This is a genomic window from Prochlorococcus marinus str. MIT 9515 (assembly GCF_000015665.1).
GTDB lineage: Bacteria > Cyanobacteriota > Cyanobacteriia > PCC-6307 > Cyanobiaceae > Prochlorococcus_A > Prochlorococcus_A marinus_P.
In genome coordinates this window covers 1,090,175-1,102,261 of sequence record NC_008817.1, presented here as the reverse complement: position 1 = coordinate 1,102,261, position 12,087 = coordinate 1,090,175, and the positions used below count along the sequence as shown (strand labels likewise).

Annotated in this window: 17 protein-coding genes; 11 read left to right on the top strand and 6 right to left on the bottom strand. The window is 28.8% G+C overall.

Annotation, left to right across the window (positions count from 1 at the left end):
- Window positions 1-218 precede the first annotated feature (218 nt).
- From P9515_RS06035 to P9515_RS06020, 4 genes are all read left to right on the top strand, one after another.
- Entirely contained in the window at window positions 219-650 is a 432-nt protein-coding gene (locus tag P9515_RS06035; RefSeq protein ID WP_011820559.1) for a DoxX family protein, read from the top strand.
- Window positions 651-684: 34 nt separating this feature from the next.
- Window positions 685-1,995: an NRAMP family divalent metal transporter gene (locus P9515_RS06030; protein WP_011820558.1), complete on the top strand. Its 1,311-nt coding sequence runs from the start codon at window positions 685-687 to the stop codon at window positions 1,993-1,995.
- Window positions 1,996-2,186: 191 nt separating this feature from the next.
- Entirely contained in the window at window positions 2,187-2,384 is a 198-nt protein-coding gene (locus P9515_RS06025) for a hypothetical protein (RefSeq protein ID WP_041710739.1), read from the top strand.
- The gene (locus P9515_RS06020) at window positions 2,384-2,632 is read left to right on the top strand and encodes a DUF1651 domain-containing protein (protein ID WP_011820556.1); all 249 of its coding nucleotides are present in this window, start codon (window positions 2,384-2,386) and stop codon (window positions 2,630-2,632) included. The genes P9515_RS06025 and P9515_RS06020 overlap by 1 nt, the downstream gene beginning before the upstream one ends.
- Before the next feature lie 399 nt (window positions 2,633-3,031).
- On the opposite strand, the gene P9515_RS06015 is transcribed toward P9515_RS06020, so the two are convergent.
- Entirely contained in the window at window positions 3,032-3,268 is a 237-nt protein-coding gene (locus P9515_RS06015; RefSeq protein ID WP_011820555.1) for a hypothetical protein, read from the bottom strand.
- A 557-nt stretch (window positions 3,269-3,825) separates the two neighbouring features.
- Window positions 3,826-4,005, bottom strand: coding sequence for a hypothetical protein (locus tag P9515_RS06010; RefSeq protein WP_011820554.1), 180 nt, complete (start codon window positions 4,003-4,005; stop codon window positions 3,826-3,828).
- A 148-nt stretch (window positions 4,006-4,153) separates the two neighbouring features.
- Between P9515_RS06010 and P9515_RS06005 the strand changes: the two genes are divergently transcribed.
- The 5 genes from P9515_RS06005 to P9515_RS06000 all read left to right on the top strand — a co-directional run bounded on the left by P9515_RS06005 (window position 4,154) and on the right by P9515_RS06000 (window position 7,258).
- Window positions 4,154-4,909 (top strand): NAD-dependent DNA ligase, encoded by a 756-nt coding sequence (locus P9515_RS06005; protein WP_011820553.1) that lies wholly within the window; start codon window positions 4,154-4,156, stop codon window positions 4,907-4,909.
- Between the two features lie 2 nt (window positions 4,910-4,911).
- Window positions 4,912-5,061, top strand: coding sequence for a hypothetical protein (locus P9515_RS09785; RefSeq protein ID WP_011820552.1), 150 nt, complete (start codon window positions 4,912-4,914; stop codon window positions 5,059-5,061).
- A gap of 582 nt (window positions 5,062-5,643) precedes the next feature.
- Window positions 5,644-5,814 (top strand): hypothetical protein, encoded by a 171-nt coding sequence (locus P9515_RS09780; RefSeq protein ID WP_011820550.1) that lies wholly within the window; start codon window positions 5,644-5,646, stop codon window positions 5,812-5,814.
- Window positions 5,815-6,100: 286 nt separating this feature from the next.
- On the top strand, window positions 6,101-6,256 hold the full coding sequence (locus P9515_RS09775; protein ID WP_011820549.1) for a hypothetical protein: 156 nt from the start codon (window positions 6,101-6,103) through the stop codon (window positions 6,254-6,256).
- Between the two features lie 576 nt (window positions 6,257-6,832).
- Complete coding sequence (locus P9515_RS06000) at window positions 6,833-7,258, top strand: cupin domain-containing protein (RefSeq protein WP_011820548.1); 426 nt, start codon at window positions 6,833-6,835, stop codon at window positions 7,256-7,258.
- Between the two features lie 460 nt (window positions 7,259-7,718).
- Here the strand turns inward: P9515_RS06000 and P9515_RS09770 are convergent, their stop codons facing one another.
- The 3 genes from P9515_RS09770 to P9515_RS05980 form a co-directional block, all read right to left on the bottom strand.
- On the bottom strand, window positions 7,719-7,973 hold the full coding sequence (locus P9515_RS09770; protein WP_011820547.1) for a chlorophyll a-b binding domain-containing protein: 255 nt from the start codon (window positions 7,971-7,973) through the stop codon (window positions 7,719-7,721).
- Window positions 7,974-8,098: 125 nt separating this feature from the next.
- Window positions 8,099-8,617 (bottom strand): AbrB family transcriptional regulator, encoded by a 519-nt coding sequence (locus tag P9515_RS05990; protein ID WP_011820546.1) that lies wholly within the window; start codon window positions 8,615-8,617, stop codon window positions 8,099-8,101.
- 1,014 nt (window positions 8,618-9,631) lie between these two features.
- On the bottom strand, window positions 9,632-9,871 hold the full coding sequence (locus tag P9515_RS05980; protein ID WP_011820544.1) for a hypothetical protein: 240 nt from the start codon (window positions 9,869-9,871) through the stop codon (window positions 9,632-9,634).
- A 565-nt stretch (window positions 9,872-10,436) separates the two neighbouring features.
- On the opposite strand from P9515_RS05980, the gene P9515_RS05975 reads away from it, so the two are divergent.
- Window positions 10,437-10,724: a hypothetical protein gene (locus P9515_RS05975; RefSeq protein WP_011820543.1), complete on the top strand. Its 288-nt coding sequence runs from the start codon at window positions 10,437-10,439 to the stop codon at window positions 10,722-10,724.
- A gap of 337 nt (window positions 10,725-11,061) precedes the next feature.
- On the opposite strand, the gene P9515_RS09765 is transcribed toward P9515_RS05975, so the two are convergent.
- Complete coding sequence (locus tag P9515_RS09765; protein WP_187146017.1) at window positions 11,062-11,229, bottom strand: hypothetical protein; 168 nt, start codon at window positions 11,227-11,229, stop codon at window positions 11,062-11,064.
- A 488-nt stretch (window positions 11,230-11,717) separates the two neighbouring features.
- Between P9515_RS09765 and P9515_RS05970 the strand changes: the two genes are divergently transcribed.
- Window positions 11,718-11,957: a hypothetical protein gene (locus P9515_RS05970; RefSeq protein WP_144038781.1), complete on the top strand. Its 240-nt coding sequence runs from the start codon at window positions 11,718-11,720 to the stop codon at window positions 11,955-11,957.
- The last annotated feature ends 130 nt before the right edge of the window (window positions 11,958-12,087 follow it).

Here is a 12,087-nt window from a genome sequence, read left to right as displayed (position 1 = left end):
AAGTAATGACTTTAATAGATTGATTTAGCATTCATATAATAGTTGTTAATTTATTGTTCTAATGATAAAGGATTAATTCTTAAGTTTACTTCATTAATTACTTAGAGTCCCAAGATGATTTTTAATTTTAAGGCAGTTTCTTAATTATTTAGAAAAGTCAAATAACTTGAAAATAAAAAGAAAGAACGTTATTTATGTATTAACCGAAACTTTTTTTTATGGACTTAAGAAAATTCTATTCTTTAAATTTTCTTGGTAAATTATTGCTAAGCGCAATTTTTGTAAATGCAATACCCGGAAAAATTACAAATTTTGGTAGTCAAGTTAATTACATAGCTAGCAGAGGATTCCCCGAATCATTTTCAATAGTTATGTTAATTGGAGCAATAGTTCTTTTGATAAGCGGTACAGTTCTTTTGATCTTTTCAGAAAAAACTAAACTTGCTTGTACGCTGCTTCTTATTTTTTTAGTCCCTACTACAATTATTTTTCACTTAGTACCATTTCAATTAATGGCGATTACTCGAAATCTATCATTAATTGGAGGATTATTAGTGGCGATAGATAAATCTAAGATTAATTACTTAAATCCATCTTCAAACCTAGAAACAAAAGAAATTGAGTATTCTGATTTGAATGAAGATAATTAGATAGGCTTGAATATCTCATCAAAAGACATTATAAATGGATTTAACAAAGCAGGGCATACAAAAAAGTCTTGGGCCGGGAATCTTATTAGCTGGAGCAGCAATAGGAGGATCACATCTTTTGTCATCAACAACTGCTGGTGCAAGATTTGGTTTTGGATTGGTTGGACTAATTTTAATTACAAATTTACTAAAGTACCCTTTTTTACTAGTCGGTACACGTTTCACTTCAAGCACTGGCAAATCTTTGCTGGAGGGATTTAAAGAGAAAAATTCTCTTTATCTACCGATATTCGTAATTGTTAGTTTGATAACAGGTACTTTTACTATAGCGGCTGTAAGTTTTGTTTCTGGCGTTCTTCTAACTTCTATACCCTTATTTTCTGACTTTCCTGCAATGGATTTATCCATTGGAATTCTTATTGTTTGTGGTTTGATTCTATTATTTGGGGAATATAGAGCCCTTGATAGGATTTCTAAATTTCTTGTGGCTTTATTAACCTTTCTAACTTTATTTGCTGTCATATCCCTTTTATCAAAAGGCTCATTTAATGAATCACTCTCAGTTAGTTGGATTGAACCAAAGATAAGTCCATGGAAATTATCAAATTTGAGTTTTTTAATACCCTTGATGGGATGGATGCCATGTCCTGTGGAACTGTGTGTGTGGCCCTCCTTATGGATGTTCTCAAGATCTAAGGATTCAAATTATAAACCAAATGTTAAAGAATCAGAATTTGATTTTAATCTTGGTTACTTAATAACCGTTGTTACAGCAATTTTCTTTGTAACTCTCGGCGCGATAACAATGTATGGAACTGGAGATGAAATGCTTTCAGGTAGCGGTGTTTTCTTTGCTCAAAAATTAATTCGTTTATATACAAACTCTATTGGAGATTGGTCTAAGTGGATAATTATTCCCGCTTCATTTGCAGCCATGTTTAGTACAACATTAACTTGTCTAGATGCCTATCCAAGGAGCATTTCTTCAATACAAGGTTTATTGAAAGGTACTGATAAGGGACATATGGAATCATCATCTGAGAAAACTCGTTTTCGCAACTGGATGGTTTTGCATATATTTGCCTCATTGCTTGCATTATTAATTGCAAGGTCGGGTGGAATAGGGGTTAAAGATTTTGTTTTCGGAGCAATGACAGGAAGTTTTTTGACTGCTCCAATTTTTGCATGGATGGCAATGGATACTATCAACAGTGATTTAGTCCCTACTAAGCATAGATTCGGTTTCTTCTTAAAAAGTATTTGTTGGATAGGATTAATATTTCTAACTGCATTTAGTTTGTTATTTATTGCTAATTCATTCTTTGGAGTTGGTTCTTCTAATTAATTTTTATCCTTTCTTAAATTTAGGCAAGACATTTAGTTTAGATATGGAATAATAGGAAAGAAATCCTTCATGATTTATAGATATTTTATTAAAAATATTATTTTATATTAAAAAATTTATTTAATTAAGATTACTCACAAGAATGGAGCTTGCTTTATATTATTGAGACAATAATGATAATTTTCTTAATTTTGGATAAAAAAGAAAGAATAAAAAAATATAAGTCAATGTCTAGCCAAGAAAGACAAGATCTTATTTTAAAGAAGATGAAAGCTAAAGGAATAGAAGTAGGAAGTGGAGTTCCAAATAAAAATTATGATAGTGAGGAGGTATATCAGTTGATAATTATTGCTAATTGCTTCCCGGAATTAAGACTCAAAGGTGATTAATGGAGATTTTTTGTTTGATAAATAAGAATAGAAATCGAATAAAAGTATTCAAACCATTTGAAGATGTTTCTAAACCCTCTCAAAGTATTGATGCAATGGAGATTAGTTATGGTTGTGTTTATAAAAGTGCAAGTAAACCAGTAATCAAAGGTAGCAGAGTGGAAAGTATTGAAGATGCGAGAAAAGAATATAAGAAATTATTAGAAGAAGGATGGAAAAAAACTAATATATTTAAGAGTTATTTTTAAATATATTTTTTGTATTATCAAAACTCTAGCTACCAATTTGCTCTTTTTATGTAGAGACTTTAAATCCTTTTTAGCTTTACTTGCAAAACCTAGTCTTGTTAAAATAAATTAAAATCAATTTGAATTAAATTATTAAAAAGTAGGAAGGGTAAAGATTAAAAAAAGACTTTCTGAAGATAAATTTTCATAATTAATTTTAAAAAGAATTGCAAAAAAGGAAGACAAAGATAAAAATAACGATTTTTAAAAAATGTTTAGTAGTTTGTAAATTTTTTATGCTCTTATAGAAATTCTGTATTTAGATAGTTATTAATCAAATTCTTCATCCGATTATATTATTTTACTAATCAAACTAACACTAGCTGCTGTAGCTTTATCAATTTCTAGTCTTCACATAAATCACGCTAGTGATGTTTCAAAAAGATTTCTCAAGATTTCTTTAGCGTTTAAAAAGGTGTTATTAATTAAAGACTGCCCAATTGATATTGCAATGGGAAGACCTATTAAAAGACCACTAAAAACAATAATTATCAATAAACATGCAATCCTAATAAGCCATATTGTTAAAGGATCTATAATTTTTATATTCTTTTGAAGTTCTATTTCTGTTTTTTTAGTTTGATTTGCTGCAAACATTTTTTAATTATTATTTCATAGAAGATTAAAATAGATCTGATTTCTAATCAAGCCAAATTTATACCATTTTTAAGTTAATTCTTTGAACGTAAAATAAATTCAATGCTCACGAATAATGTGAGCATGGGTATAAATTACGTTTAAAATATAAAGGATATTTTTTTATTTATTTTTAAAGTTCAATTTTTGTACCCTTAAATGCATTATCCTTTTGAATATCTTACAAGCTTTTTTGAAATAACCATAATTCCTGTATCTATTAAACGAATACCAAATATTGTTTTAGATTTTTTACTCGTTTAGGGAGATTTCAGGTTGATTTTCATTTCTTAAATGTGAGTAATATTTGTTTTTATTTCATGTTTTCTCTTACTCATATAGAGCGGTATTTGAAAGTAAGGTATCGAAGGTGTTGAATAATCTATGCTATATTATCCCCCTTAATAGAAAGAAATAAAAAAGACAGGCTGATAAACCTTCCCATAAAAAGTTTTTTCTCTGGTGGATCGGGAATTTTGAGGGATAAATTCCTCTTTATTTTTAACTTTTTCTACCCTTTATGGATGTTCCGCTTTGACTTCGCTCTCTTTTATTTTTATTGCCTCTTTTTTACTTTCAACTATTTTTACTTTCTCTGCTATGGCTATAAACTTACCTTTAATAAAATTTACTATGAAAATCAAGATAGGAATATGGGCTAGCCCACCCATTATCACTTTAGTTTCTGAATAATACATGTGTAATTTAATGAGAACTGGAATATTTAAGCATAAATTTAATTTGATAATTCCTTATATTAAGTTCATCTTTAAGAGGAAATAATTAATTGACAGTCGATCTAAAATAAGAGGTAATTAGATTCTTTTTTAAAGTGCTAAGAAATATATGACAATTTATTTAGAAGAAAGAATTGAATGGTATGACCATAATTATAGAATGGGAACTCCTTTAATTAGTGATGTCCAATTCGATCAATTAGAAGCTAATTTATATCGAGTAAATCCAAAAGCTAATTACTTTCATAAAAAATCAATATTACCTTTACCATCATTGCCAAAAGATAAAATTTCAGAATTTTTAGAAGGATTATTGCCAAATACAAGATTAATTATTGAACCTAAAATTGATGGTTGCGCAATCGGTATTCAATATATTGATGGCCAATTAATAAAAGCAATTTCAAGAAAAGGTGATGATGTTACTAACAAAATAAAAGAGATTCTTGATGTTCCAAATGAGATAAAAGTTAAAGGTTTAATCCAAGTGAGAGGAGAGCTCTTTGCCCCATTGGAAAATGAAAGGCCAACTTATTCTCAAAGAAAGGCAGGTGGTTATCTTCGGAATGAAGCCAGTAAAAACGATCATCTCAGCTTTTGTGGCTTTCAGATAATTAATGGCAGATTAAATGAACATGATTCTTTGGTGTATTTGAAGAAGTTGGGTTTTACAATTCCAGAATATAAGAGTTTAAAGTATTTAACTCAAGTTGAAATGTATAGAAAACAATGGGCTGAAAAAAAACTATTTACTCAATATCCAACAGATGGAATAGTAGTTAAACTAAATTCCAGAAAATTACAATTAATTAGAGAAAAATCTGTTGGTTGCTATCCTTACTGGCAGATGGCAATAAATTTTTAATTATGCAAGAATTACAGGAAAACACAATTGATCAAATAAGAACTCTTCTTAGTTATTTGAAGCAAACAGATCTTTTAAAAGATAAAGATATTCTTAGGTGTTTAGATGTAATAGCGAGAGAGCATGGAGGAGAAGTGGTAGATAAGAATTAAGTGGCAATTAGTTTTTGACAGTCAATCTAAAATAAAAAACAAGATTAGTTAATTTTGAAGTATTTATTTTAGTATTTAATATTCCAAAGAATAATCACAGACAAAAGCTTTTAATTTTTAGCAATCGAGATTCTTTGGTAATAGTTTAAGTTCACAATTTTCCACACATTCCTCTATAGAATTTTCATAAGTGCTTTTGAGTTCGCAACTACGAAGACAATAATAAAAAGAATTCTTAGGGTTCAATCCATTTTTGAAGTGTTTGTCTCTAAATGTATTCATGATCAAACTCCCTTCTTTTTGTTTCAAGTTGATTTATTAATTTATCTAACCAAATGGTGTGATTGATTTTTTTTGTTTTTTTAAAGTATTTCGTCTTGTACTTACTCATGAAGTTAAACCTCAATCATTGGGTTTAACTTAGAGGTGATGATTAGAATTTTATAGAGCAAAAATACTGATTATGAATATAGTGAAATATTTAAACCCTATTATATTGAGGATTTTTATTTTAGGTATTACCACTCTTGATTTTTTCCTATCACTAATACTATAAAACTGTTAGATCATAGGAGGTTAATTATGACTTGCGGGAATCCCATTAAACATAAAATTCAAAAATTTATTGGTAGTTTGCTTGAGATCTTCTCAATTGATAGGAAATTAACTGATGATCAAATTGAATGTATGCAATTTGGTATTTGTGATTATGCTCCACGACAAGTTGAAGAAGTTCCTTTTTTTCATTATTAATGAAATTTTATTTTCTTGAAATATTTGATTAATTTTTGCTTAACAAAAAATATTTATCATTTCCTAGATAGTTGATTAAGGCTAAAAGCTTATTTATGAAAAGATTTTTTACTTTTAATCAATTTGAAAAAGTTGATTTCAGTAATTCAAATAGGAATTAATTAAACGAATAGTTTTATGAGGAAAATTAGAAATTAATTAGAATGTTAAGAGGGTAATCCTTCAAGTTTATAGATATTTAAAAGCAAAATAATTACTATATATGTAATTATGTTTTATCTGATTTATGGCAAATTCAAAAAACAATCAATTTACTCTTTCAAGTAAATCAACTTTTAGAATGGGGCTTTTTACAACTTCAAAGCTTATACAGAATCTGGGTATAAATAGAGAGCAGTTCGAATTTTTTGGTAATTTCCGTAGTATCCATGGAAGAGATTAAGTAAAAAATAAATGAAAATTAATTCTCAGGGTTGGAGTTTAATTTTTAGTATTGGAACGATTGTTTGTTTATTACTTATTTAAGAGTTTTTCTGTAGTAAGCGACTTCAGACAGAAAAGTATTGCAAGGCATAGCAAAATTTCTCTCATTAGGATTATTCTAAAATGTAACCAATAAAAAAAGATAGGCTGGGAAACCTTTCTAAAAATTGGATTCTAAGATTCGGGTCGATAGGATTTGAACCTGCGATCTATTTCTCCTAAAGAACTCTTTTGTTAATCTGAGATTAGTCAATATTTTCACAAAATGAGTAGGGTTTATATAATTAGCTGGAACGAGTTTGAGTCTCAATATCGTACAGATAAATGCCTTTAAAATATATAGCCTCAGCTCTCGATTGGACGACCTAGTTTCTCTTATTAAATAAGTCGATTAAATAATGTCTTTCAAGATCGATCTTATATTTGTATTGTTTAACAGTCAACTAACAAAAAATTAAATAGTTAAATCAAATACTGACAGATATTTAAAAAATAAATAACATAAGTCTAAATAATTTTCTATAAATTCAAATTCATGATCAAGAATTTATTCATAGCATTAGTTTTTGCATTAATGCTTATTAACCCAAATATTACTATCGCTGCAGAATCTCCTGTTGATGTTCAAGAAATTTTCACCTCTTCAAAAAATATTGATGGTGATAATTTTAAGTATCCAAAAGGAAAAGCTGAAATGCGTTTGATTAGAGTAGAAGTTGAAAATGGAGCAACTATACCAATACATTCTCATCCAGCTCCTTTACTAGGTCATATTGAAAGCGGTGAATTAACGCTTGCTGAAAAGAAAGGGATTAGTAAAACCTTTAAGGAAGGAGATTCATTTGTTCTCTCAGCAAATACTCCCGCTCACACAATGGCTAATAATGGTGATTCTTCAGCAGTTATGTGGGTTGCTGTGGCTTCAGTAGAAGGTGTACCTACTTTGACCCCGGAAGAATAAATAAAACTGATTTGGATTCGATCTAAACTGAGAGGGATAAACCCCTCTTTTTTATTGTGCTAATTCTACTTTGGTCTATATGTGGTTTCCTCTGTACATTAAAATATGCAATAAGACATCAACCAATGACAAAGAGAGCAATTACTATAGCTATTCAAGCGGTGATTTATTCATTTAATAAATAGGTGCAAGTAGTAAGCATTTCATCTTCTTCTATTTTTTATATTTAAAAATAAGTTTGTGTAATTTGCAATAACTAATAACAGCAAAAGAAATGTATTAATGGACATGAAAAAAATAGGGTCATTATCCTCTCTAAAGTACCTTCGACTATCAATAATTACTTATATATATTGAGTAATCTGATATAAATCATCACCAATAGTACTATTGTTGCACCTACACCAAGAACTGTAATTGGTTGATTATGCCAAAGCTCCTTAAAAAATTCCATATTTATTTAAAGGATTGGATATGCTATCCATCCAAATAAGGTGTAGTTAATAATTACAGCCATAAAGCCAATCATTGCTAACCTACCATTTGTTCTTTCTGCAATAAACCAATAGGTATTTGGCCATTCAAAAAATTCACCCATATTGGATATTTGATTTTCTGAAACTGGAGTCTCTATAGAAGTATTGTTCTTTTCAAGATTATAATTACTATCTGGATAATAACTTTCGCTTGAAAAACCATCTTTAAATTTAATCATTTTATTAGAAATTTTCTATATCTTAAAAAGGAAAAATAGTTACTGTTAATCGTATTCTTGTTCTCTTTCTAAAAGCTCTCTTATATTATGCCATTGATAATTAGAAAATAATATAGTCAATTTAATTAAGGAGTATTAATACCATCTTTTAAACCAAGTAAATTTAAAAGAGCAGGAATTAGTAATAAAACGGTTATTAATCTGACCGCGTGTAAAGCAGCAACTGAAGCGCCTACTCCATACTCAGATCCAACTAAGCTCATCCCAATTGTCCCTCCTGGAGCCGAACCTAATATTGCAATGGCAGTATCAATTCCTAGAAATTTACTTATTAGAAATGCTATTAAAAGTCCAGTTATTAATAAGGAAAATGTAATTATCAATGCTGGCTTCCACAAGTTTTGTAATTCGCTTAAAGTTTCTTGGTTAATACCAGTGCCTATTACAGTTCCTATTCCTATCCCCAGTGCTGTTTTAGTACCTAATGGCCAAACTGCAACATCAATTAGACCACTTGCACTTAAAACTCCAGCTCCAATGATAGCTCCCAATAAAGAAGCAGCGGGAATGCCTGTGAAGATCATTAAAGTTCCTAAACCTGCTCCAGCAAGAATATAAAAAAAAAGTGTTAATAAAGAAGGCATTTTGAAAAAAGAAATTGTTTTCTTAATTAATTAATACGTTTTAATTTGAGATAAACAAGTTAATAATTTAAAATTTCCTTTTTTAATGTGTCATTAAAATTTATTTGTTAATCTCAAAATGCAAACAAGATTAAAATTTAATAAAAAATGAATATTTTTGATGAAAAATTTTTTAAATATTTTATAAGCATTTGTTTAATATTACTAATACTGATTTTCAGTATTATTGCTTTCAATCTAATCTCATTGAAGAATTGGGCAAATTATCAAAACATTTGTATAGAACAAGAGAGTATAGATACCACTATCCCTTGGGCAGTGAGAAAATGTAATGGGCGATCTAAAGTTTATCAAGTAAAGTAGATCTTTTTTTTTGAAGAAATTGTAGAAAAATAAACTTTAGAAATTTATAATTTATTTAGATAAAAATCTTATGAGTTGTATCCTTATTTTTGTATCCAAATCTTTCTTCATATCTTATTTAATTTCCTCTGCAAGTAAAATAAGGGAGCTTTTTTTGCAATCTGCAATGTTATTTTAACAATTACATCATTTATTCCTACCCCCTAAATAAAAAAGACAAAGTACCCAGTGTTAAATAGGTCAGCTAATTGATTGGTTTTTGGAAAGTCAATCTAAACTTAGATAGTTTGTATAACTCTAGTATGAATTTGTTTTTCAGTGTCGGGGCGACAGGATTCTAACCTGTGAACTAGTGCTCCCAAAGTGCCTGAAAATTTTTTATTAAGAACTAATCAGCAAATTGAGATTTTTATACATTTTTCTATAATCTTCATTCGATTTTTCAGTGGCCAATTTTTCTTTTTTTCATTACATCTTTAATTAAATCCATTTCATTGAAGTTTCGATTAAGGATATTGAAAGGAGTAATGAGTTTCATAACGGCTCATGTATCTACTTCTATATTGTCCTTTTATTGTTATTAGATTAATAGTGGGGTTTAGGAACAAAAAAAAAGAGGGGTAAACCCTCTTTCACATAAAAAATCAAAATCTAAACTTTTTTCTTGGCGGGTTCAATAGCTTTTAGTTCAGCTTTTAACTCTTTTGCTCTTTCATCTAGATGTTTGACTTGAGATTTGTATGCTTCTTCAAGTCTTTTCTTTTGATGACTAATTTCCTCAAGTTCATCTTGAGTTTGTGTTCTTTGTAACTCCTTCATCTCACTATCAGAGATTACATATACTGGTCTATATGCTGGAGTATCAAAGAATAGATCAAACATTGAATACATTTTTTCCTCTGAATTAGTACATATCTATTTTCATGTTAATAAGCGATATTTGTAAGGTTAAAAACCGAATGATTATATAGGGCAAATACACCGAACTTCGGTTTACACGTCAAAACCGAATCGTAAAAACCGATGTATATGAATAAATAACCATATAAAACTTGATTTAGTGGCGATTAGTTAACTTGTAAAGCACTTTTGAAGGTTAAAGCTAGAGAATTAGTGTACTTTTAAATGAACCTCGTATAAATAGATAAAAAGAACCTAATTGGAAAGAATTTCCATGACACCACGAATAATAAAAACACCAATTAAGCCTCCTCCGCCATAATTAATAATTGTTTTAAAGCTCTCAGTGAATGAGGTTTATTCTTCATTATTAACATTTACCTTTGTTTTTTAGTAGAAATCTTTTATTTATTATTAGGAATTTTTTCAAAATTTATTTATAAATCATCGAATTATAGTATTTGATTTCATTTTAAATGTGTGGCAAATAAATTTCGAAATATAAGATCCATTTTTTGACAGTCGATTTAATATAGATGTAAACCCTCTCTTTTTTATGGCTAAGAAAGAATTTAAAAAAGTTTTAAACTTAAACTCCTATGAATGGTGGAGAAATCATAGGAAATTAATAACTTTTGGTTTGTTCCTATTTATTTTTACTTTTTATCTCAGAACTCCTTTTGATAAAGAATCAGAAGTAAAAGATACCTGCGCGAAACTAAATTCAAGCTATCAAATCACAGGCGATGAAGCGATAAAGAAGCTTAATTTAAAGGAAATAAAAAATTATGATAATCGCGAGTTAGCCAACTACTACTGTGAGAGATATTTAGGTATTAAATAAGAAAAAATGAAACGCTTACTACTCACATCGATATTTCCAATTAAAGTACTAAGAATTTATTTTTTATTTAATGTCTAAAGGATTTTGGCTCGTAACCATCATAGTTAAAAATACAGCGTTTGATGAATATGTTGAAGCATTTCAACCTTGTATCTAGTCAGTAGGTGTTTCGTTATTTGCAAAGGATCTAGATGGTCAAACTGTTGAAGGGAAAGGTGGAAAATTATCAGTAATTATTGAGTTCCCATGTTTCAGTTAGATAAACCAGCATAACTACCCATATACAAAACAAAATATCCATACTATTTTTTTGTTACTGGTTAAAAAAGCCAACCAATTAAATAACGTAGATCAATGATTTAGGTGCGTTATTAATAGCGTAGATCAATGATTTAGGTGCGTTAAATTGATTAGCTTTAGACCAGTGCCTACTACACATAACTAAGTCATTAAGGTTGATTTCTTTCCAGTTGGAAGTCAATCTTTTTTTGTTGATAATTGACATTCGCTCTAATATAGAAGAACAAAACCCTTTTTTTTTAATGGATAAAAAATTTATTTTAGAAAAGATAATGACTCTTCTTGTTTCTTTAATCAGTTAAATGATTGGAAGCTTACCAAAATTAATTGCAGTTGTTATGGTCTTGATCCTTGTAGGAAGCACATTTGTTGGTGGGATTATTTACTTTATTAGATAAAAAAATGAAGAACCCAATAGACATATTTAAAAGGTGGTTACTCGACTTACTTGTTCCATATATAGAAGGAACTAAAAAAAAGAAAAATAAAAAGAAAGATTAAGTGACTTATACTTATGGAATAGCAATTCCTTATATAGTCGCTAGTTTATTATTACTTGGTGGTTTTGCATATTTGACCTTCAAAATGACCTCAAAAAAATGATACGTATATTAATTATGTATATTTCTAATGAAGATTAACTCGCAAGGTTAGAGGTTAATTTTTAGTATTGTAATGAAATTGATTATTTTTTTGAATAAAGAAGTTAAAAAAAAATTATTTAGTGGATTAGCTGATTGGATTATTGATAATGAGCCAAATTATCCCTCATTTGCACAATGTAAGTTATGGATTAAGAAACAAGATTCTCAATATGTAATTACTAAAAATGATGAGAAAGAAATTTTAATGTTGTTGACCTATCTCCCTATGAGTCAACAAATGAATAATGTCTTGTATGCCAAATACCTCGACCAAATACTCTCTAAATAAATGAAAAGCTTACTAATTGCGCCGCTTGAAATTTGAGTTGGAAACTTAGAAACGGTGGCTGGAATAGAGGAATAAAGCGCTATGAGAAAAGAGGTCGCTTATGGACATAATGACCCAAATATTGATGTTG